Raw genomic sequence first — 20,919 nt, 5'->3', positions numbered from 1 at the left:
AGCCGGGATCAGTGGGCCATCGCCGGCTGCGCGTCCGGGTCCACGTCCAGCGGGCCGGTGCGGAACAGGACCGCCGCCACGACCGCGGCCAGCACGAAGAAGCCGGTCGACCACCAGAACACGGTGTGGTAGCTCTCCAGCGCGGCCTGCGCCTGCACCAGCTTGTCGCCGGCGTTCTTGCCGACCAGGTAGTCACTGGCCGCGGAAGCGGCGAACGAGCTGAGCAACGCGGTGCCGATCGAGCCGCCGATCTGCTGAACCGTGTTGATCATCGCGGAGGCGACACCCGCGTCGTGGTGCTCGACGCCCGCGGTGGCGGCGTTCTGGGTCGGCGCGAAGACCAGGCCGAGACCCAGGCCGACGATGATCAGGCCGGGCAGGACCCCACTGGCGTACGTCGAGTCGAGCTCCAGCCGGGTCAGGAAGAGCATGCCGCCGGCGGCAATCAGCGCGCCCAGCGGGACCAGCGGGCGCGGGCCGATCTTCGGCGTCAGGATCGAGCCGGCCGTGGTGGCGGTCAGCATGACCGAGCCGAGCATCGGCAGGAAGCCCAGGCCGGTCTGCACCGCGGTGAAGCCCAGCACCTGGACCAGGTAGTAGGTGAGGAAGAGGAACAGGCCGAACATGCCGGCGCCGGCGATCGCGATCGAGGCGTACGAGCCACCACGGTTACGGTCGAGCACGACGCGCAGCGGCAGCAGCGGGTGCGGCGAGCGGCGCTCGATCAGCACGAACGCGACCAGCACGGCCAGGCCGAACAGGATCGGGCCGAGGGTCCAGAAGTCGGTCCAGGCGTGGCCCTCCTTGTGGCCCAGGCCGTAGACCAGGGCGACCAGACCCATGATCGCGGCGATCGCGCCCGGCACGTCGATCCGGCCGGCCTTGTCGACCGGCTCGTCCTTCAGCTTCAGCAGCGCGCCGACCACGGCGATCGCGGCGATCACCAGGTTGACGTAGAGGCACCAGCGCCAGGACACATACTCGGTGAGCACGCCGCCGAGCAGCAGGCCGATGCCGCCGCCGGCGCCGGAGATGGCGCCGAAGATGCCGAACGCCTTGCCACGCTCGGTGGCCTCGGTGAACGTGGTGGAGAGCAGCGACAGCGCGGCCGGGGCCAGCGCCGCGCCGAACGCGCCCTGCAGGCCACGGGCGATGATCAGCATCTCGGTGCCGGTGGCGGCGCCGCCGAGCGCGGAGGCCAGGGCGAAGCCGATCAGGCCGATGATGAACATCCGCTTGCGGCCGAACAGGTCGGAGAGCCGCCCGCCGAGCAGCAGCAGGCTGCCGAAGGCCAGCGCGTAACCGGTCACCACCCACTGGCGGGCCGAGTCGGAGAACCCGAGGTCGAGCTGGGCTCGCGGCAGGGCGATGTTCACGATGGTGGCGTCCAGTACCACCATCAGCTGCGCCAGGGCGAGCACCACCAGCGCCCACCAGCGGCCGGCGTCGGGCGTGGTGGCGACGGGCGCCTCACGTCCAGCTGCATCGGGTCGATCAGTAAGGGTGCTCATCGTGGCCTTTCGAGAAGTTGAGGTTCGTCCTCCACTTCGGCAGGCTAGCAGCAGAAGTTGAGGAATAACCTCCACTTAGTTGTAGGCTTGGACACATGACCGAGACGGCCCGCCCACTGCGGCGCGATGCTCAGCGCAACCGGGAGCGCATCCTGCTCGCCGCGCACGACGTGTTCGCGAGCCGCGGGTTCGCCGCGACGCTGGACGATGTCGCGCATCACGCCGGCGTCGGGGTCGGCACCGTCTACCGGCGGTTCCCCACCAAGGAGGCGCTGGTCGAGGCGCTCTTCGCGGACCGGCTGGAGGATCTGGTCTCGCTCGCCGAGGACGCGCTGGCCCTCCCGACCGGCTGGGACGGGCTGACCATGATGCTGCGCCGCTCGATCGAGATGCACGCGGTCGACCGTGGGCTGCGCGACGCGGCGCTCTGCATCGGCATCGACAAGCACCACTTCGCCAAGGTCGGCGAGCATCTGGTGCCGCTGATCCAGGACCTGTTCGACCGCGCCCACGCGGAGGGGTCACTCCGGTCCGACGTCGGGATCAACGATCTGCCGATCATCATGGCGACCGTCACCGACCTGGCCCGGCACACCCCGCCCGACCGGCCGGCGATCTTCCGCCGGTTCCTGGGGTTGATCATCGACGGGCTGCGGGCCGATCCGGCGAACGGCGATCTCGGCCCGGCGATCACCCAGGCCGACGTCGAAGCGATCGTGGACGACTGCGTTCCCCCGATCGAGGCCCGGCAGCGCCACAAGAACTAGAAACCGAGGCCCGGCAGCGCTCCGGAAAAAGCAGCGCTGGAAAGCCGCCGGGTCAGGGCTTCGGCGCCTGCTGCATCACTTCCCAGCGGGCCAGGTTGTGCCGGGCGTCGACCAGCGCGTCGTGCCGGCCGGCCATCTCCGGCAGGGCCGGTTTCCCGAGGTCGTCCCAGCGCTGGCGCAGGTCCTTGGTGAACCGCGGGATCTCCCGCGGCAGGGCCGGCATCGCGCCCCACAGCTGAGCCAGGGCGACGTGGTCGTACGCCGCGTACCAGGCCCAGAGCTCCATCTGCTCACCCCGGCCCCGGAGCGGCTCGATCAGGAATTCGTACAGGTCGTCGCGGATCCGCTCGCGGCTGCGCCAGGCCTTGTCGGCCGGGGACGGGAGTTTGTCCAGCACGTTCCGGCGGACCCAGGGCACGGCGCGGCTGTCGTCGAACTCCGTGCTGACCGCGTAGAACTCGCGGCCGAACTCGTCGACGACACCGATCGAGACCAGGTCGACCAGGCGGCCGTCCTCGATGAACTCACAGTCGTAGAAATAGCGGTAGACCATCGGGGTACATCCTTGCCCATCGTCATCCGGGCATGGACTCCAGGGCCTCCCGCGCCAGCGACAGGCCCTCCTCGCAGCCCCAGCGCGCCGACCGGTCGGCCAGCACCGCCCAGCGCAGCCGCAGCAGGACCGGCAGCGCGACGTCCAGTTCGTCGCCCGCGACCGGGCCGGCCGCGCGGTAGCCGTCCAGGAACTCGGCGGCCAGGTCCGGGCCGCCGGCGTAGAGCACCGCCGCGGCCACGTCGTAGACCAGCGGCCCGGTCCCGCAGGCGCCGCAGTGCATCAGGCCGGCCCGCCCGGTCGCGGCGTCCAGCACGAACGCGTCCGGGGACGGGTCGCCGTGCAGGACGCCGTACGTCAGCCGGTCGGTGACGGTGAGCCGGACCGCCGCGGCGACCGCCCCGGCGACCGCGTCCCGGAGCCACGGTTCGGCGTCCAGGTACGGCGCCTCCGGGTCGACCGGCTGCCACGGGCGCAGACCCGGGTGCCGGAAGCCCTCCAGAGCCCGGTGCACGGCCCCGAGGCGCTCCCCCCACCACTGCTGGTCGATCGGGTCCGCACCGTCCAGGTGACGCCCTGGCGGACGGCGCAGCACCGCGAGCGCCCCGTGCGGGGTCTCGGCGGTGAGCGCGCCGGCCAGGGTCCGCACCGGCTGGCCGGCCTCGATCCGGACGCCCCGCAGGTGCTCCGCGGCGGCCAGCCCGGCCTCGACCGGCAGCCGCGCGGCACTCTCCACCATCCGGGCCACGTAACGATCGCTGCCCGCGGTGATCTCCCAGCCCCGGGACATCACCGCCGCCGGCAGCGCGGTGATCTCCGACGGGGCGAGGTGCCACTGATCCCGAAGCACGGTTCGCACAATCTCATCTTCCGGCACCGCGGGATTATCTCGGCACACCACTCAAATCCGACGGACAGTCAGGGCGACAATCACAGAAGGCGATGGGGTGTTTACAGAAAGCAACCGAAGGGACATGATCGTACGTGGCGAGCTTCGATGTCCGGTGTAGAAATGGCGTTCGGAGCGCGCTGTGTGCTAAGAGTGATCGTTCGCGTCGTGGGGCCGGCGCCGGCCGGGTCGACGCGGTCCCCAATCGGGGGAGGGATAACGTCGTGGACCATCGCCTGCCGGATTCCGGCGACGCGCTAACCGGCGTGGAGATGTTCGCCGGGCTGGAGCCGGATGTGCGACAGCGGGTCATCGCCACGGCGGTTCCGCGTCACTATCGGAAGGGACAGATCCTCTTCGTCGAACATGACCCAGGGGACTCTCTGATCATCATGAAACGGGGCGCGGTCGCGGTCTTCCGCACCGCGCCGACCGGTGAGCGCGCCGTGCTCACCGTGGTCCGACCACCGGACGTGCTGGGCGAGGTGTCGCTGCTCGACGCGTCGACCCGCAGCGCCTCCGCCGAGGCGATCGAGGACTCGCAGGCACTGTCGCTGTCCCGGGCCGCCTTCATGGACCTGGTGCACTCCAACCCGCGGATCCTGGACGCGGTGATGCGGTCGGTCGGGGGGCTGATCCGCCGCCTCACCGAACAGAACGCCGACCACGTCTTCCTCGACCTGCCGGGCCGGGTGGCCAAGACACTGGTCCGCCTCTCCGGCGAGAGCCAGGCGCCGATGATCACGATCGAGCTGAACCAGAGTCAGCTCGCCGAGATGGCCGGCGGCTCACGGCAGAGCGTCAACCAGGCGATCGGCTCGTTCGCCAACCGCGGCTGGCTGCGCACCGAGGGCCGCCGCATCGTGGTCACCGACGTGCAGGCGCTCAAACGCCGTGCCGGGATGAACTGATTCACGATCAAAACCTGCTTGGGGTACGGCCGTAGGAGCGTTCCTACGGCCGTACCGTCAAGCGGGTTGAGGCTCTTTGAGCTTGGCCGCGTAGACGTCGACGTATTCGCGGCCGGAGAGCGCCATCAGCTCGAACATGATCTCGTCGGTGATCGCCCGCTCGACGAACCGGTCCCCGCGCGTGGCCGCGTAGCGGGAGAAGTCGAGCGGCTTGCCGATCCGCATCCGGACCCGCTTGACCGCCGGGATCAGCGTGCCGGTGGGCTGGATCTCGTCGGTGTTCAGCAGGGCCACCGGCACGACCACGGCGCCGCTCTCCAGGGCCAGCCGGGCCACCCCGGTCTTGCCGCGGTAGAGCCGGCCGTCAGGCGAACGGGTGCCCTCCGGATAGATGCCGGCGATGTTCCCCTCCCCGAGCACCCGCAGGAGGGTGTCCAGCGCCGCCTGGGCGGCTTCCCCACCCGAACGGTCCACCGGGATGGTCCCCGCGCCGACGAAGAACATCCGCGAGAGCCACCCCTTGATCCCCCGGCCGGTGAAGTATTCAGCTTTGGCGACGAAGGTCACTTTCCGCTTCATCACCAATGGGGTGAAGATCGAGTCCGAGAACGAGAGATGGTTGCAGGCCAGGATCACCGGCCCGGAATCGGGAACATTCTCCAGGCCTTCGACCTTGGGGCGGAAGACAAGTCTCAGCACGGGTCCGAGGACCACCAACTTGAGCAGCCAGTAGAACACTGCCGTCCTTTCAGCGGATGCCGCCGGCGTCCCGGGGCGCAAGAAGGGTACGAAGCGGGGGCGGCACGCACAACGCACTCCCGTAACAGGCGCCTGCCGTGTCACCATTCAAGGCACGGTTCGGCGGGGAGGGTGTGCATCGGTGACAGCGGGCGGCGCCCGTCGCGGGCGGCGGGACAACGGACTCGACGCGACAGACTATGCGGTCGCGGGCGACGTGGACCCTCGCGTCGGTGAACACATGCTCGACGTGCTGGCGGCCGGGGGGATAGCGGCCTACCTGCAACCCACCGCGGATCTGAACCCGATCCTGCGGGCCACGACTCTTCCGGCGCGGCCGATCGACCGGCTCTACGTCGATCGCACCCACCTGGCGACCGCCAAGGAGCACCTGCAGCAGGTGACCGGCGGCGCGCCGCCGACCCCACCCGCCGAGCCGGTGCCGGAGCCCCGGCCACAGGCCGAGGTGGACGCCGAGTGGGACAAAATCATCGCCGGGTTCCACACCACCGTCGACACCGAGGCCGCGCCCTGGCCGGAGTCCGAGGGCACCACCTCGGACACCAAGGGCCGCCCGGTCGGCGAGGACGGGCGCCCGGTCAACCGGCGGCGCACCGATCCCCCGCCGGAGCCGGTGTTCTACCCGGTCCTCGACCCGTTCGGCTTCCCGGACGTGGCCGAGGAGGACGAGCGGTACGTGCCGCCCCCGCCCCCACCCCTGCCGCACATCTCGAAGTACGCGGTGGCCGGCACCCTCGGCGTGATCCTCGGCTTCGTGCTGTTCCTGTTCCCGACGCTGATCCCGATCGACAGCTTCTTCGTGATGGTGTTCGGCTTCGCGGCGATCGTCGGCGGGGCGGTCACCCTGGTGTGGCGGTTGCGGACCGGCGATGACGACGACGAGTTCGACGACGGGGCGGTGGTCTGAGGACCTGGTCCGAATCGGTCAGGTTCTCTTTGTCTCACCCGGCGCATCGACACACGTGAGTGGCTTCACGGTAACCTACGGTGATGCGTCAGAGTTCGCTCGTCGTCGTCGCCAACCGACTTCCCCTCGATGACAGCGCCGCCCGGGACGGCGCCTGCGAATGGCGCCGGAGCCCCGGCGGGCTCAGCGGGGCGCTGCACGCGATCCTCCAGCAGACCCCGGCCACCTGGGTCGGCTGGGACGGGGAGACCGGCCTCGCCCGGGTGACCGACATCGGCAGCGTGCGCCTGCGGCCGGTCACGCTCTCCGCCGCCGAGCAGGCGGGGTACTACGAGGGCTTCGCGAACTCGACACTGTGGCCGCTCTACCACGACGCGGTGCAGCAGCCGGTGTTCCAGCGGGAGTGGTGGGAGACGTACCGGTCGGTCAACCAGCGCTTCGCCGAGGCGGCCGCCGAGGTGGCCGGCAAGCACGCCGCCGTCTGGGTGCAGGACTATCACCTGCAGCTGGTCCCGCGGATGCTCCGGGAGCTGCGGCCGGACCTGCTGATCGGGTTCTTCATGCACGTGCCGTTCCCGCCGCCCGAGCTGTTCATGCAGCTCCCCCGCCGGATCGAGCTGCTGCGCGGGATGCTCGGCGCCGACCTGGTCGGCTTCCAGCGCGAACAGGCCGCGCACAACCTCGCCCAGCTCGCCCAGAAGCTGCTCGGCGCGGACGCCACCGACGACGCGATCACGATCGACGGCCGGACCGTGCGGACCGGGGCGTTCCCGGTCTCCATCGACGTCGCCGAGATGCGCACCCTGGCCACCCGGCCGGACGTGGTCGCCCAGGTCAAGCAGCTGCATCACGACCTGGGCGAGTCGAAGCGGGTGCTGGTCAGCGTGGACCGGCTGGACTACACCAAGGGGATCGAGCACCGGTTGACGGCGTACCGGGAGCTGCTGCGCGACGGGCACGTGAAGGTCCGGGACACCGTGCTGGTCCAGGTGGCGGTGCCCAGCCGGGAACGGGTCGAGAGCTACCGGGACCTGCGGGACCGGATCGAGGGCGAGGTCGGCCGGATCAACGGGGAGTACGGGCGGGTCGGTGAGCCGGCCATCCACTACCTGAACCAGCCGTTCAGCCGGTCGGAGCTGGCCGCGCTCTACCAGACCGCGGACGTGATGGTGGTGACGCCGCTGCGGGACGGGATGAACCTGGTCGCCAAGGAGTTCGTGGCGGCGCGTGAGGACGGGGCGGGGGCGCTGGTCCTCAGCGAGTTCGCCGGGGCGGCCGACGAGCTGTCCGGGGCGTTCCTGGTCAACCCGCACGACGTGGATGATCTGAAACAGACTCTGATGCGGGCGTTGGAGGCCTCTCCGGAGGATCTCGCGGCCCGGATGACGGCGATGCGGCGGCACCTCGCGGAGCACGACATCCTGGCCTGGGCCCGGGCGTATCTGACCGAGTTGGATCACACGGGCCGGTTGGCGCGCCGCTTCATCGGCCGCGCCTGACCCCGGGCACCAGCCGCCCCGCCCACCAGCCGCCACCAGCCGCGACGTCCGCCGAGCGCCAGCCGCCCCGCCGCCACCAGCCGCGACGTCCGCCGAGCGCCAGCCGCCGCCGGTACGAGCCGCGACGTCCGCCGACCACCGGGCTGCGGCCGCGTCGCCCGGCCTCGGCTGGCGCTGAGGGCTGCTTCACCGGGCCGGAGACAGCCCTCAGGACCAGCCGGGGCGTGAGCCGCGCCGCCTGGCCGGCCCCGCGCGACGCTTGCGCGGGGTTTGGGGTTTTGCGCAACCAACCGCGGACGTCGCCCTGGAGGGCTTCGCGTTCAGGGCGCGCCAGCGCCCTGCGAAGCCCGGAAGGGTCCCCGCGGGAGCGACGATCAGTTATTGGCCGCAGCCGAGGCAAGAAATAAGTTATTTGACCTGTTTGGTGAGCCAGTCCAGGATCGCGTCGATGGGCTCCGCCCAGCTCTCCTCGAGCATCAGGTCGTGGCCCATGCCGGGGAACATCAGCGGCGCGCCGGCGTAGGCGGCGGCCGCGCGGTCGAGGGCCTTGCGGGCCACCACGCGGTCGTCCGGGCTGCCGACGACCAGGACCGGCGGGTCGCCGACCGGGCGGGGCGGCACCGCGCGGCGGAGCAGTTCGGCGCGCGGCTTCGGGTCGAGGCGGCTCAGATATTCCGCGGTCTGCTCGGCCGGGAGTCCGGAATTGAACAGCTGCCGCGCGGAGATGCGGAGGCGCCCGCCGAAGAGCGCCGGGATCGTGCCGGCCGGGTTGGCCAGCAGCGCCGAGCCGAGCGCGGACCGGCCGTCCAGCACCGGGGCGACCAGCACCGCCGCGCGGGCCGGGTAACGGCCGAGCGCCCGCGCCACCACCTGGGCGCCGACGCCGTGGCCGATCAGCACCGCCTGGCGCGGCAGGGACGCCGCGGTCTGGACCACGTCGTGCACCTGGGCGCGCAGGTCGCCGCCGGGGCGCGGGCTGAGCGCGTGCGCCGGGAAACCGCGACCGGCCGTGTGCGGGAGCCAGTGCTCGGCGAACGCCCAGGCGGCGTGGCCGAGACCGGGGACGAACAGGACCGGCGGGCGGCCCTCGTCGTCGTCCGGGAGCAGGGCGGCGACGTCGCGCTCGGCGGGTGGCACCGGCTTGGTCCAGTCGTCGAAACGGAGCAGGTCGAAACCGGTCACGACGCCGACTCCATCTCGTTGAGAAGGCTCTCGAGGGAGCGCAGGTAGTCGAGGTGGTCGACCTCGAACCAGTGCCGCTCGGTCTTGACCACCCGGCGCTTCGACCACGACGCGAGCGGCTTGGCCGACTCCTTCTGCTGGACCGCGGCGGCCTTCGCCGGGTCGGACAGGCGCAGCCGCAGCCAGCGGGCGGTCGCCACGCTCTGCCAGTGGGCCAGCGGGAACACCCCGGCGTCCGGCTGGACCAGGCCGATCACCGCGAGCGTCGGGTGCTTCCGGGCGAACGTGTGCAGGTGCAGGTCGGGGCGGCCGGACTCGTCGGCGTCGAGCAGCTCGGGCGCCAGGAACTCGAAGCGCGGGCGGTAGCCGGTCGCGGTGATCACCAGGTCGGGCTCGACCCGCCGGCCGTCGGAGAGCTCGACCGCGGCGCCGTCGAACGCGGTCACGTCCGGCACCGGGGTGATCCGGCCGTGGCCCAGGTAGTACGGCAGCTGGCTGTTGACGATCGGGTGGCTCTCGTACGGCTGGTGATCCGGCGCCGGCAGCCCGAACCGGGTCAGATCCCCGGTGGTGAGCCGGACCGTGCGGCGGTACAGCCACTGGCGCAGGCGCAGCGGCAGCCGCCACTTGAGCAGCGCGTCGTTCACCTGGTCGGCGGGGCGGCCGAGGATGTACTTCGGGGCGTACCAATAGCCGCGCCGGGTCGAGTGCCAGACCTGGGACGCCTGCTGGGCCGCCTCGACGGCGATGTCGCAGCCGGTGTTGCCGCCGCCGACCACGAGGACCTTGCGGCCACGGAGCACGGCCGGGTCCTTGTACGCCGACGAGTGCATCACCCGCCCACGGAACTCCCCCGGGATGGCCGGCTTGCGCGGGTCCCAGTTGTGCCCGTTCGCGACGATCAGCGCGGCGTACCGCGACGTGCGGGACGCGCCGCCACCGGTCGACCGGGTGGTCACCTCCCACCCGCCGTCGTCGGTCGGCACCGCGGAGACCACCTCGGTGCCGAACCAGATGTGCTCGCCCAGCCGGAAGTGCGACGCGTAGCGCTCCAGGTAGGTCAGCACCTGGCTGTGGTGCGGATAGTCCGGCCAGGTGTCCGGCATCGGGAAGTCGGGGAACTCGGTGAGCGGCCGCGACGAGATCAGGTGGGTGCCGGCATAGACCGGGCTGCGGTCGTGCCGCCAGTTCCAGGCGCCGCCGACGGCGGTCTCCCGCTCGTAGCAGTCGACCTGGAAGCCCAGCTCGAGCAGGTTCTTGACGGCGGTCAGGCCGCTGGCGCCGGCGCCCACGACGCACACGGCGTCGCGGCGCTCGCCCGGGTCCGGGGAGTCGTGCACCCGGCGATCCTGCCAGACGCGGGGCTCAGCCGGAAGGGAGTGAAAGGTCCACGAGGACCGGTAAATGATCACTCGCGGCTCGTGCCCGATCCGTCGCGATGATCTCGTACCGCTCGATGGTGATGTCCGGGCTGACGAAAACGCCGTCGATGCGCCGGCTGGGCGCCGCCGCCGGGAACGTCGGCTCGTCGTCCTTCGTGGTGGTCAGCCCGTCCTCGACGGTGCGCCAGGCGCCGCCGCCCGGCCCCTCGTTCAGGTCGGCGGCCACGATCACCGGGCCGTCGACCCGGATCAGCTCGGCCTTCCAGTGCGCGGCCTGGGTCGGCCGCTCGGCCGGATCGGTGGCCAGGTGCGAGCCGGAGACGGTGAACGACGCGCCGCGCACCCGGCCCTGGGCGAAGAACGCGCCGCGCAGATGCCGGCCCGGGGTCAGCGGATAGCGCACGTTCCACGTGTCGCCGACCGCCACCCGCAGGTTGACCAGCAGCAGGTTGCCCAGCGCGGGCAGCCCGCCGGCGGCCACCACCAGGCCGCACTCGTTGGCCAGCGCGGCGCTCTTGTGCCGCCAGCGGAACCGGCGCGGCGCCTCCTGCATGATCAGGACGTCCGGGGCCAGCTCACGGACCAGGCCGACCAGCTCGGCGCGGTCGTCCTTCAAGCCGTGCACGTTCCAGCTGAGCACGCGGAGCGGAACCCCGGACATCACCGTTACCGCCGTGCCAGGTCGGCCGCGCCGACCACGCCCGCGACGTTGCCCATCTGGGCCGCGTGGACCTCGGCGACCGGGAACCGGTCACGCTGGGCGAGTTGGTCCCGGTAGGTCCGCTCGGCCGGGCCCATCAGCAGCGGGCCGGCGTCGACCACGCCGCCGCCGATCACCAGGATCTCCGGGTCGAGGCTCTGCGCGAGGTCCGCCAGGGCCACCCCGAGCCAGTAACCGACCTGGGCGAACGCGTCCATCGCGACACCGTCGCCGCCGCGGGCCGCCTCGGTGATCTGCCGGCCGCTGATCGCCAGCGCGTCGCCGCCGGCCAGCTCCAGCAGCTTCGCGGCGCGCTCCGGCTCCTGCCGCGCGCCGGCCCGGGCGAACCGGACCAGGGCGTTGCCGCTCGCGTACTGCTCCAGGCAGCCCAGCCGGCCGCAGCCGCACGGGTGCCCGTCCGGCACCGACTGGATGTGCCCGAGCTCACCGGCGATGCCGTGGGCGCCGCGCCAGAGCTTGCCGTTCAGCACGATGCCGCCGCCGATGCCGGTGCCCACGGTGATCATCACCATCGAGTCGGTGGCGTGCTTGGCGACGCCGTACCGGAACTCGGCCCAGGCGGCGACGTTCGCGTCGTTCTCCAGCACGGTCGGCAGGCCGACCGCCTTCGAGACGTAGTCCCGCAGCGGCTCGTCGCGCCAGGCCAGGTTCGGCGCGAACAGCACGGTCGAACCGGCGGCGTCGATCCAGGCGGCGGCACCGATCCCGACCGCGGTGGCGTCCGGGTACTGCGCCGCCAGCTCGGCGGCCACCTCGGCGATCGTGTCCCGGGTCCCGGCCGGGTCCTCCGCCGGCGTCGGCCGGCGGGTCGACGCCAGCACATTGCCGTGCTCGTCGACCACACCGCCGGCCACCTTGGTGCCGCCGACGTCGATTCCGATGGTCAGCGTCACGCTGCCCGTCCCCTCTTCACACCGCGTCGCCGTCGCGGGCGTCGTCGCCCGGGCCTGCGCCACCATCCTCGGGCACCTCGGCGCCCCGCTCATGATCCACGCTACGTCGCCGGTCCACGGCGTCTGCGGCGGCCTCCGCGGTGACCACGGACCAGACGTCCCCGCCGGTCTTCCGCCGCCCACCAGCGGCCTTCGGCCGGTCCGCCGCCGGGTCCGCCGTGGCTTGCGCTTCACCCTGCTTCGGTACGGCGTCAGCCCCGCCCGTGGCGGAATTCCGCTTCGCCGTGCCGGTCCCGCCCGTGCCGGGCTTCCGCTTCGCCGTCTCGGCCTCGCCCGTGCCGGGCTTCCGCTCCGCCGTCTCAGCCTCGCCCGTGCCGAGTTTCGGCGCCGCCGTCTCGGCCTCGCCCGTGCCGGGCTTCCGCTCCGCCGGGTCAGCCTCGCCCGGGGCCGGGATGCGGCCGGTGGTGCGGCGGGCGTCGGCCACCGCGCGGGCCACGGCTCGCTCGGCGGCTCGGGCGCGGGCTCGGGCCGCGTCCGCCTCGCGGGCGCTCTCCGCCGTCGCGGCCGCCCACGGGTCGGTCTCCGAGGCGGGGCTGCCGGGGCCGGCCGAGCCCGCCGCGCCGGGGGTGGCCTGGGCCGGGGTGGTCGAGCCGGGCATGGCCGACGCGGGGGTGGCAGGCGCGGGGGTGGCCGGCGTGGGCTCGGCCGGGCGTGGTGCGGGACGGGTCGACCGGGTGGCCGTGGACCAGGCCTGGTCGGGGCTCGGCGCGTGCCGGGCCGCTCCCCCGCCGGGTGATTTCCGGGCCGGGCGCGGGTTGCTCAGCACCGAGCCGGCCAGCGTCGACAGGCCGCGCAGCACGCTGGCCGCGCCGGTGGCGATGTCGCCGGCCCCGGTCGCGACCTTGAAGACGGTCTCCGGGCTGGGGTCGCGGGTCGCCGCGATGGCTCGGCAGACCGGGCAGACACAGCACTCCGGGCTGCCGGTCGCCCAGCCCCGGGGCGCCGTGCGCGAGCCGCCCGGCTGGCCCTTGGCGACGTCGTTGAGCAGGCCGAAGAAGCCGTCGACGGCGTCCCCGACCACGGTCGCGGCGGTCGACGCGGGCGAGGAGCCGGCGGCACGGGAGGTGGACCGATCCGTACCGGAGGAAGTTGCGGCGTCGCGGAAACCGCGCGCCGCGGCACCCACGCCGGCCGAAGCGGCCCTGGCGAGGATCGACGCCACCAGGCGCTCGGCTTCCTCGCGTGCTGATCCGGCCATGACCGCTCCCCTCAACGTCGCGCGAACAGCTCAATCCTGCCCGCGCAGGACCGACAACAGCTCAATCCTGCGCGCACCGGACCGACAACAGCTCAATCCTGCGCGCACCGGGCCGACAACGGCTCCATCCTGCGCGTGCGAGGCCGGCAACGGCGAACGGATCGTCCTTCCGCGCGGCGCGGTCAGCTCGCGGGCAGGCTCTCGACGCGGCGCTTGAGCTCTTTCAGCGCCGTATCCATGATCATTTTCTCGGCTTTGCGGCGGAACATCCCGAGCATCCCGATCGCCAGGTCCACGGCCAGCGTGTACGTCACGGTCGTGCTGCCGTCCGCGTTCTCCACCAGGTCGTAGGAGCCCTCCTGGGACTTCTGCGTCTTGGACGGCGCGACCAGGTGCCACTCGATCCGGGAGAGGTCGTCGGCGTACGCATACTCCAACGTGTACTCGTCGGCCATCACCGCGGCGTCGATCCGGAAGGCGACCTGGGCGGCGTAGCCGTCCTCATACTCCTCGACGACCGTGGCCTGTTTGATCGCCTCGGCCCACTCCGGATAGCTCGGGAAATCACAGATGACCGCGGCCACCCGAGCCAGGGGGGCAGCGACCTGGATCGACTGGGTCGAGGTGTCCGCCATGCACCGGAGGCTACCCGCTGCGTACGACAAAGCTCACGACCGCCCCGTCGCCGACGGGCCGTTTCCCGCCATCCCCGCTACCATCCGTGACGTGCCAGCCCTAACCAGCGGATCCACGCGCATCCGCCCGCTCGAAGCCGCGGCGCGCGTGATCATGCTCGCGCTGGTCGCCGTGCTCACCGTGATCGCCACCGGGGACGCCCGCCAGCTGGGCTGGATCGCCCTGCTCGCGGTCGCCGCGCTGCCCGCCTTCATCGCCCGCCGGCACCCCGTGCTGGCCCCGGCCGGCCGGTTCGCCGAGGTGATCGTGACCGGTCTGGCGGCCGGCTCGATCGCGTCCGCGGCCGAGGGCGCGGCCGCCGGCTTCCGCGCCGAGGCGATCCTGCCGTACCTGGCGGTGCCGCTGCTCACCGCCGCGCTGCGGCGCAAGCCGACCGAGGGCGCCGCGCTGCTCGGGGTGGCCGCGGTCGCGCTGGTGGTCGGCGGCGCGCTGACCGACCCGCGGGCCGTGCTGGCCAATCCGGGCTACCTGGCGGCCGGCGGGCAGTGGCTGGTGCTGGGCGCGATCGTGACGTTCGCGGCCGAGGCGATGCGGCAGTTCCTGCAGCCGGCCGAGCCGACCCCGCAGCCGTACGCGGAGGCCACCCGCCTGCTCACCCAGCTGCGCAGCGTGGCCCGCTCGCTGCCGGGGGCGACCCTGGACCCGGGCGGCATCTCCGAGCACCTGCTGGAGGAGCTGCGCGCGGTCGCGCCCGGGCATCGCGCCGCGGTGCTGTCGGCGAGCGGCGGCGGCCGGCTGGTCGTGCTCGCCCAGACCGGCGCCGAGCGGGTCGACTGGGAGACGACGCTGGACGCGGACTCGGCGATCGCCGACGCCTGGGCCACCCAGCAGCCGCACGTGGCGAGCCGGTCGCAGGCCCGTACGCACCGCGGCGGCGAGGTGTCCTCGCTGGTGATACCTCTGGTCGCCGGGGTGCGCACGATCGGCCTGGTGATCCTGGAGACGGACGCCTCGGGCGCCTACCCGTCCGCGGTGGTGCTGGGCGTGACCGAGGTGACCGACCCGGCCGCGCTGCGGCTGGAGGCGGCGCTGCTCTTCGACGACGTCCGCTCGCTGGCCACCAACGAGGAGCGGCAGCGCCTGGCCCGGGAGATCCACGACGGGGTCGCCCAGGAGCTGGTGATGGTCGGCTACGGCATCGACAACGCCCAGGCGACGCTGCCGGAGGGCGCCGAGGAGACCGCCGAGGAGCTGCGCGCGCTGCGCGGCGAGGTGACCCGGGTGATCACCGAGCTGCGGCTGAGCCTGTTCGAGCTGCGCTCGGAGGTGGACCGCAACGGCGGGCTGGCCGCGGCGATCGCGGAGTACGCGCGGACCCTGGGCACCAGCGCCGGGCTGCGCGTGCACTTCACGTTCGACGAGTCGACGGCGCGGCTGCCGGCCGCGACCGAGGCCGAGTTGCTGCGGATCGCCCAGGAGGCGATCACCAACGCCCGCAAGCACGCCGGCGCGTCCAACCTGTGGGTGACGTGCACGGTGGATCCGCCGTACGCCGAAATCGAAGTTTCTGATGATGGCAAGGGTTTTGCCGACAATCGACCGGATGGCCGGTACGGTCTGACCATCATGGCCGAGCGGGCCGAACGCATCCGGGGGCGTCTCAAGATCACCCCAAGACACCCCAGCGGGACAACCGTCGCCGTAGTGCTCGGAACCCCGCCTCGGCGCGATAGCGTGCGGGATAGCGTTTCCGCTCCAGAAGGGGAGTAACCCGAGCATGTCGACCAGTCCTGCGCCGACGACGCGCACCAAGGTCCTCCTTGTCGACGATCACGACTTGATCCGTAAGGGGCTGCGACACGCATTCGAGCGCGACCGTCAGTTCGAGGTCGTCGGCGAGGCTGCGACGGCCGCGGAGGCGGTCCGCCAGGCGGGCGCGCTCCAGCCGGATGTCGTGATCATGGATCTGCGGCTGCCCGACGGCAGCGGCCTGGAGGCCACCCGTGCCCTCCGGAAGAACAACTCGAACATGGGCATCGTGGTCCTGACCATGTATGCCGGCGACGACCAGCTCTTCGGTGCTCTCGAGGCCGGGGCCAGCGCGTTCGTACCGAAGACGGCACCCGCGGACGAGGTCGTGGCGGCCGCCCGGCACGCCGCGTCGGCGCCCAGCGCGTTCACCGCCGCCGACCTCGCCGAGGCGATGAAGCGCCGGCTCGCCCCGTCCGGCCCGCAACTGTCCCCGCGTGAGGGTCAGGTGCTGCGGCTGCTCGCCGACGGCATGAGCGTCGCCGGCATCGCCAAGCAGCTGTTCGTCTCCGAGTCGACGGCGAAGACCCACATCTCGAAGCTGTACGAGAAGCTGGGTGCGGCGAACCGGGCGCAGGCGCTCATGACCGCGCTTCGGCTGGGACTGCTGGAAGCTCCGGACGCTCCGAAGTTCTAGACATTCCCGACACTTTCGGCGTTTCTGCCTGTCAGCCTACGAATCCCCAGATAGGCCTCGCAGCCCAGGCACAACCCGAAAGCCGCATTGAGGAACGCCGCGAGCAGCCCGAACGCCGCGGCGATCAAGCCGAGCGTCTCCGCGCCCGCCAGGTATCCCCCCGCGGAGGTGCTCAGGAACACGAAGCCGACCAGCTGCGCGAAGCGCACGGGGGCAGCCGGCTCGGTTCTTCCGCTCGGCTTCCACAAAAGTCGATAAACAAGGCCGTAAGGCCCCAATTTCGGACGGTACGCGGTGATCGCGAAGACCGCCGCCTGCGCCAGGGCCAGCCAGCCGGAGCCGGCGATCAGCACGAGCGCGATGACAACGCTGGTTACGGCCGCGGCGAAGCGCTGGCCGCGCGGATCGAGTTCCATGGACCCATTATTCCCCCAGGGAATGTAGGACTTTGCGCAGGAGCCCGTTGAGCTGCTCCAACTCGTCCAGCGACAGGACCTTCAGCGCCTCCTGATCGCGCGCCATGCCCTGGAAGATGTATCCGCTCCATTTGTCCCGCCCGGCCGGCGTGGGCCGGATCAGCACCCGCCGCCGGTCCTGGGCGTCGATCGTCCGGGTCACCAGGCCGGCCGACTCCAGCCGGTCGAGCCGGCTGGTCATCGCCGCGCGGGTCACGTTCGCCGCCTCGGCCAGCTGCGCCGGGGTCGCCTCGGTCGGCCACGGCTGGATCATCAGCACGTGCAGGGTCTTGTAGTCCTGCAGCGTGAAGTCCTCGTCGTTGCGCGCGAACGCCGCCGCGTCGGACCGCTCGACCCAGCGCAGGATGTGCTTCATCCGCACCAGGGCGCCCTCGACCTCGGGCGCGAACTTCGGCTCATCCTTCCAGAACGACGCCCACCGGGCCACGTGCTGATCCACACCGTCTTCCATCCCTGGATTCTGCCACGTTTCTGATTATTAGTTGCCTGATAGTTAGACGCTGAACTACTTTAACGGCATGACACGCGACTTCCGCCTCCTCGCCACCGGCCAGACCCTGTCCTGGCTGGGCGGCGGCTTCCAAACCGTCGCGCTCACCGTCGCGGTGTACACACACGGCGGCGGGCCGAACGACCTGGGCCTGGTCATGGCATCCTCGATCCTCACCATGCTGGCCGGCACGCTGTTCGGCGGCGTCTGGGCCGACCGGCTCCAGCCGCGGCACGTCATGGTCGTCTCCGACCTGGTCCGGCTGGTCGCCACGGCCGGCATCGCGGTGATGTTCGCCGGCGGCGGCTACCACCTGCCGCTGCTCTGCGCGCTCACCGTCGTCTCGGCCGGGGCCGGCGCGTTCTTCACCCCGGCGATGAGCGCGCTCAAGCCCCTGCTCGTCCCGGCGGCGCAGCTCCAGCGGGCGAACGCGACCCTGAGCATCCTGCAGACCGCCAGCGGCATCGCCGGCCCGGCGCTCGGCGGCCTCACCGTCGCCGCCTTCGGCGCTCCGGCCGGCTTCGCCGTCGACGCGGTCAGCTTTCTCCTGTCCGGGGTCGCTGCCGCCTTTCTCCGGGTACGGGCGGAACGTGGCCCCCGCTCCCCGATGCTCCACGAGCTGGCCACCGGATGGCAGGAGATCCGTAGCCGGAATTGGCTGCTCGGCGGCCTGTTCGGCGCGACGATCTACCACATCGCCAACGGCATGATCCTGGTGCTCGTGCAGTTCATCGCGGTGGAGCGGCTCGGCGGCGCCCACGCGGTCGGCTGGATCTCGGCCGCCGAGGGCCTGGGCGGCCTGGCCGGCTCGGCGCTGGCCCTGCGCTTCCGGCCTCGCCGCCTGCTCCGGGCCGGCTGGCTGACGCTGCTGCTGATGCCGTTCTGGGCGCTGTCCTACGTCTGGCCCGGCATGCTCACGGCGGTCCTGGCCGGCGCGATCATCGGCTACGGCGGCCTGATGTTCTTCGCCGTCGCCTGGGAGACCGCGATCCAGGACCGGGTGCCGCAGGCCGTCCTCGGGCGCGTCTCGTCCTGGGACTACCTGACATCGTTCCTGGCCATGCCCCTCGGGAACGCGCTGGCCGGCCCGCTCTCGGCCCGCTTCGGCATGAACCAGGTCCTGACGGCCTGCGCCGCTGTCCTGTTCCTCTCGGCCGCCTCCCAGCTGCTGATCCCCAGTTCCCGAAACCTGACCCGGGCCACACCCGAGCCCTCGGCAGCCGAGCCCTCGGCAGCCCGGGTCGAGGAGCCCACCCCGGCCTGAGCCGGACGGGGGCGGGGCCCGCGGCGATGCCAGTCGCAGAGCCCCGCCCCACCCCACTCAGGCCGGGCCGGGCGACTCGGGCCTGGCCGACCCTGGGCCTGGCCCACTCGGGCCTGGCCCACTCGGGCCGGGCCCACTCGGGCCGGGCCCACTCGGGCCGGGCCCACTCGGGCCGGGCCGCGGTGGTCCATCGAGGCCCCGCGGACAGTCAGCAGAGCCGGAACCGGGACGAAATCGATGGCATTTCGCTCTTTCAGGTCAGCCGTTTCCAGAATTCAACCGCCCTCCGCGAAGCCATTATCCCCAGTCGGGCTCAATAGAATTTGAGTCGCCCCATCCGGCCCTACGGGATAAATTTCGTCCAACCCATTCGCGCCAAGATCGACGGGCGAATACCCACACCGATCGGCCAACACCCGCGACCGGAACAGCCACATCCGAAACAGCCACATCCGGCTTGGAGCCCCTGTCCCGTTCGGGCATCCGGTCCCGGGTTGGCGCATGGCCGGAACTCGTGACCCGCCCGGACTCGCACCCCGCCCGGGAGCGCTGCGCTGCCGAGTTGGCGCCCTCAACAGAACCGGCATTCTGCACAGGCCCGGCATTCCGCGCAGGAGCGATGTTCTGCACGGGCCCGGTGCTCTGCGCAGGAGCGATGTCCTGCGCGGGACCGGCACTCCGCGCAGGATCGATGTTCTGCTCGGCATCAATGTCCTGCCCAGGGCTGGTGTTCCGCCCGGAGTTGATGCCCTCGGCGGGACTCGCGGTCTCCCCGGAGCCAGCGTCCTCGACAAGACTCGCTGCCTGCCGAGAGCCAGCATCCTCGACAAGACTCGCGGCATGCCCCGAGCCGACATTCTCGACCAAGCCGGTGCCCCCGGCCGGGCGGGCGTCCGGAGCTGGGCTGGCGGCGGCCCGCTCACGAATCTGGCGTAAGCGCTCGGCGTGCCGACGCTTCAGACCCCACTCCCGATGCCTTTCGTGCTCACGACGAAACTCATCACGAGCCGCCGAATAATTGCGGGAAGCAGTCCGGTCCCGCATCCCACTGATCTCGCTCCGACTGAACAATGATAGCTGCCTCATACGACAATTATCCCGCGCATCAGCGACCGCATGTCAGTAGTCGATCATGCCATCCTCTACCAAATATCGCGAATTCAGGAGCTCCGTTTATGGAACCAATCGACACCGCCGGAAAATGCCGCGACATTGACCCACCCCGCGAATTTTCGACAACCTCAGCCATTCGCCACCGCAACCGGCGTCAACCGCCGCAACCAACCGCCACGCCGCGTGGCAAGCCTGCCCAACCACCACAAACCGCAACCAGTTGATCTCGGTCGCCTAGGTTCTTGGCCAACCACAAAAACCCGCCCTCCAGGGGGGCCACCTCCACGCAGCAAATCATGGCCCCGATCGCCAAGATCATGCCCGCCGCCTGTGGACAGACCGCTGGTGTGGATAACCTCCACGGCGACAAAATTTCGTGTATGCGCAGGCTGTCAGCGCCGAGCGGTAGGTCAGGCGCGTAGGCCGGGCCAATCGGCAGGCAAGAGCGCGGCCGGATCAGGCAGACACATGGGCCAGGCGGACAGGTCAGCAGGCAGATGCGCGAGCCAGGCGGGCGGGCGCGCAGGTCAAGCGGATGCGCGGGTCAAGCCGATGCGCGGGTCAAGCGGATGCGCGGGTCAAGCCGATGCGCGGGTCAAGCAACCAGCCAAGCGGGGGCGCGGATCAAGCAGTCAGCCCAAGCGGGTGCGCGAGTCAAACAGGCCGACGCGCAGGTCAGGCAGACCGTCAACCCGGCAAGCGAGTCAGGCGGGCAGGAGTTCGGCGAGGGCGGCGATCAGGTGCGGCTTGGTCGGGACACCGGTGGCGCGCCGGGTCACCCGCCCGCCGGCGTCCAGGATCAGCAACGTCGGGGTACGCCAGATGTTCAGCGCCCGCACCTCGTCCAGATGGCTCTCCGCGTCGACCTCGACGTGCCGGACCTCCGGGAGCAGCACGGCAACCTCGGCGCTGACCCGGCGCACCGCCCGGCAGGGCGCACAGAACGCCGACGAGAACTGCAACATCGTGACCCGACCCGGCTCGACCCCGAGCCGCTCCAACAGCACCGGATCAAGGCGCTCGCTCTCCACCACATCACTCACGACGCCAGTCTGCTCCGACCCCGGCCCCACCGGCACCGTGCCCTGCACCACCACGCCGGCGGAGCTGCCGCGCCGCACCGCACCGACGGAACTGCACTGGCTGGTCTGACCCGCCGCCCCGGCCGGGCGCAGGCGGCCGTCCGTGCGACGCCGCCAGAGGCCCAGTCCCGCACCCGCCACCACGACCACACCGACCGCCACTATCCCCACCGGATCCAT

20 protein-coding genes are annotated in these 20,919 nt (G+C 71.6%); 7 read left to right on the top strand and 13 right to left on the bottom strand.

What is annotated here, in order from left to right:
* Nucleotides 1-8 precede the first annotated feature (8 nt).
* Entirely contained in the window at nucleotides 9-1,511 is a 1,503-nt protein-coding gene (locus L3i22_RS08155) for a DHA2 family efflux MFS transporter permease subunit (RefSeq protein ID WP_221326369.1), read from the bottom strand.
* Nucleotides 1,512-1,606: 95 nt separating this feature from the next.
* On the opposite strand from L3i22_RS08155, the gene L3i22_RS08150 reads away from it, so the two are divergent.
* The gene (locus L3i22_RS08150) at nucleotides 1,607-2,278 is read left to right on the top strand and encodes a TetR/AcrR family transcriptional regulator (RefSeq protein ID WP_221326368.1); all 672 of its coding nucleotides are present in this window, start codon (nucleotides 1,607-1,609) and stop codon (nucleotides 2,276-2,278) included.
* A gap of 52 nt (nucleotides 2,279-2,330) precedes the next feature.
* On the opposite strand, the gene L3i22_RS08145 is transcribed toward L3i22_RS08150, so the two are convergent.
* Nucleotides 2,331-2,831 carry a polyadenylate-specific 3'-exoribonuclease AS gene (locus L3i22_RS08145; protein WP_221326367.1) on the bottom strand — a complete coding sequence of 167 codons (501 nt, stop codon included), beginning with the start codon at nucleotides 2,829-2,831 and terminating at the stop codon, nucleotides 2,331-2,333.
* Nucleotides 2,832-2,853: 22 nt separating this feature from the next.
* Nucleotides 2,854-3,690: a phosphotransferase enzyme family protein gene (locus L3i22_RS08140; protein ID WP_255658036.1), complete on the bottom strand. Its 837-nt coding sequence runs from the start codon at nucleotides 3,688-3,690 to the stop codon at nucleotides 2,854-2,856.
* 254 nt (nucleotides 3,691-3,944) lie between these two features.
* Between L3i22_RS08140 and L3i22_RS08135 the strand changes: the two genes are divergently transcribed.
* On the top strand, nucleotides 3,945-4,631 hold the full coding sequence (locus L3i22_RS08135; RefSeq protein WP_014441566.1) for a Crp/Fnr family transcriptional regulator: 687 nt from the start codon (nucleotides 3,945-3,947) through the stop codon (nucleotides 4,629-4,631).
* Nucleotides 4,632-4,688: 57 nt separating this feature from the next.
* Here L3i22_RS08135 and L3i22_RS08130 read toward each other — a convergent pair whose 3' ends face one another.
* Nucleotides 4,689-5,369, bottom strand: a complete 681-nt coding sequence (locus L3i22_RS08130; RefSeq protein ID WP_221326365.1) for a 1-acyl-sn-glycerol-3-phosphate acyltransferase — start codon at nucleotides 5,367-5,369, stop codon at nucleotides 4,689-4,691.
* A 142-nt stretch (nucleotides 5,370-5,511) separates the two neighbouring features.
* On the opposite strand from L3i22_RS08130, the gene L3i22_RS08125 reads away from it, so the two are divergent.
* Both L3i22_RS08125 and L3i22_RS08120 read left to right on the top strand, forming a co-directional pair.
* A complete protein-coding gene (locus L3i22_RS08125; protein ID WP_221326364.1) occupies nucleotides 5,512-6,297 on the top strand; it encodes a DUF308 domain-containing protein in 786 nt (261 codons plus the stop codon).
* Between the two features lie 83 nt (nucleotides 6,298-6,380).
* A complete protein-coding gene (locus tag L3i22_RS08120; RefSeq protein ID WP_221326363.1) occupies nucleotides 6,381-7,796 on the top strand; it encodes a trehalose-6-phosphate synthase in 1,416 nt (471 codons plus the stop codon).
* 408 nt (nucleotides 7,797-8,204) lie between these two features.
* On the opposite strand, the gene L3i22_RS08115 is transcribed toward L3i22_RS08120, so the two are convergent.
* The 6 genes from L3i22_RS08115 to L3i22_RS08090 all read right to left on the bottom strand — a co-directional run bounded on the left by L3i22_RS08115 (nucleotide 8,205) and on the right by L3i22_RS08090 (nucleotide 13,867).
* Nucleotides 8,205-8,978 (bottom strand): alpha/beta hydrolase, encoded by a 774-nt coding sequence (locus L3i22_RS08115; protein WP_221326362.1) that lies wholly within the window; start codon nucleotides 8,976-8,978, stop codon nucleotides 8,205-8,207.
* Complete coding sequence (locus L3i22_RS08110) at nucleotides 8,975-10,318, bottom strand: NAD(P)/FAD-dependent oxidoreductase (RefSeq protein WP_221326361.1); 1,344 nt, start codon at nucleotides 10,316-10,318, stop codon at nucleotides 8,975-8,977. The genes L3i22_RS08115 and L3i22_RS08110 overlap by 4 nt, the downstream gene beginning before the upstream one ends.
* Nucleotides 10,319-10,343: 25 nt before the next feature.
* Nucleotides 10,344-11,021 carry an endonuclease/exonuclease/phosphatase family protein gene (locus L3i22_RS08105; RefSeq protein ID WP_221326360.1) on the bottom strand — a complete coding sequence of 226 codons (678 nt, stop codon included), beginning with the start codon at nucleotides 11,019-11,021 and terminating at the stop codon, nucleotides 10,344-10,346.
* Nucleotides 11,022-11,026: 5 nt separating this feature from the next.
* Nucleotides 11,027-11,974 carry an ROK family glucokinase gene (locus L3i22_RS08100; protein ID WP_221326359.1) on the bottom strand — a complete coding sequence of 316 codons (948 nt, stop codon included), beginning with the start codon at nucleotides 11,972-11,974 and terminating at the stop codon, nucleotides 11,027-11,029.
* Between the two features lie 16 nt (nucleotides 11,975-11,990).
* Nucleotides 11,991-13,232 carry a hypothetical protein gene (locus L3i22_RS08095; RefSeq protein ID WP_221326358.1) on the bottom strand — a complete coding sequence of 414 codons (1,242 nt, stop codon included), beginning with the start codon at nucleotides 13,230-13,232 and terminating at the stop codon, nucleotides 11,991-11,993.
* 182 nt (nucleotides 13,233-13,414) lie between these two features.
* Nucleotides 13,415-13,867 carry an SRPBCC family protein gene (locus L3i22_RS08090; RefSeq protein WP_221326357.1) on the bottom strand — a complete coding sequence of 151 codons (453 nt, stop codon included), beginning with the start codon at nucleotides 13,865-13,867 and terminating at the stop codon, nucleotides 13,415-13,417.
* Between the two features lie 91 nt (nucleotides 13,868-13,958).
* On the opposite strand from L3i22_RS08090, the gene L3i22_RS08085 reads away from it, so the two are divergent.
* Both L3i22_RS08085 and L3i22_RS08080 read left to right on the top strand, forming a co-directional pair.
* Nucleotides 13,959-15,638 carry a GAF domain-containing sensor histidine kinase gene (locus L3i22_RS08085; RefSeq protein ID WP_221326356.1) on the top strand — a complete coding sequence of 560 codons (1,680 nt, stop codon included), beginning with the start codon at nucleotides 13,959-13,961 and terminating at the stop codon, nucleotides 15,636-15,638.
* Nucleotides 15,639-15,645: 7 nt separating this feature from the next.
* On the top strand, nucleotides 15,646-16,314 hold the full coding sequence (locus tag L3i22_RS08080) for a response regulator (protein WP_221326355.1): 669 nt from the start codon (nucleotides 15,646-15,648) through the stop codon (nucleotides 16,312-16,314).
* Here L3i22_RS08080 and L3i22_RS08075 read toward each other — a convergent pair.
* Together L3i22_RS08075 and L3i22_RS08070 are read right to left on the bottom strand one after the other, a co-directional pair.
* Complete coding sequence (locus tag L3i22_RS08075) at nucleotides 16,311-16,730, bottom strand: DUF4395 domain-containing protein (protein WP_221326354.1); 420 nt, start codon at nucleotides 16,728-16,730, stop codon at nucleotides 16,311-16,313. The genes L3i22_RS08080 and L3i22_RS08075 overlap by 4 nt on opposite strands.
* Nucleotides 16,731-16,737: 7 nt before the next feature.
* Nucleotides 16,738-17,241, bottom strand: coding sequence for a MarR family winged helix-turn-helix transcriptional regulator (locus tag L3i22_RS08070; protein WP_221326353.1), 504 nt, complete (start codon nucleotides 17,239-17,241; stop codon nucleotides 16,738-16,740).
* Nucleotides 17,242-17,308: 67 nt separating this feature from the next.
* Between L3i22_RS08070 and L3i22_RS08065 the strand changes: the two genes are divergently transcribed.
* Nucleotides 17,309-18,544 carry an MFS transporter gene (locus tag L3i22_RS08065; protein WP_221326352.1) on the top strand — a complete coding sequence of 412 codons (1,236 nt, stop codon included), beginning with the start codon at nucleotides 17,309-17,311 and terminating at the stop codon, nucleotides 18,542-18,544.
* Between the two features lie 1,817 nt (nucleotides 18,545-20,361).
* Here the strand turns inward: L3i22_RS08065 and L3i22_RS53380 are convergent.
* A complete protein-coding gene (locus L3i22_RS53380; RefSeq protein ID WP_255658034.1) occupies nucleotides 20,362-20,919 on the bottom strand; it encodes a thioredoxin family protein in 558 nt (185 codons plus the stop codon).

Origin of the sequence: Actinoplanes sp. L3-i22, assembly GCF_019704555.1 — a bacterium.
Lineage (GTDB): Bacteria > Actinomycetota > Actinomycetes > Mycobacteriales > Micromonosporaceae > Actinoplanes.
Note: the sequence above shows the minus strand (reverse complement) of the source record. Positions and strands in the feature narration are given on the sequence as shown.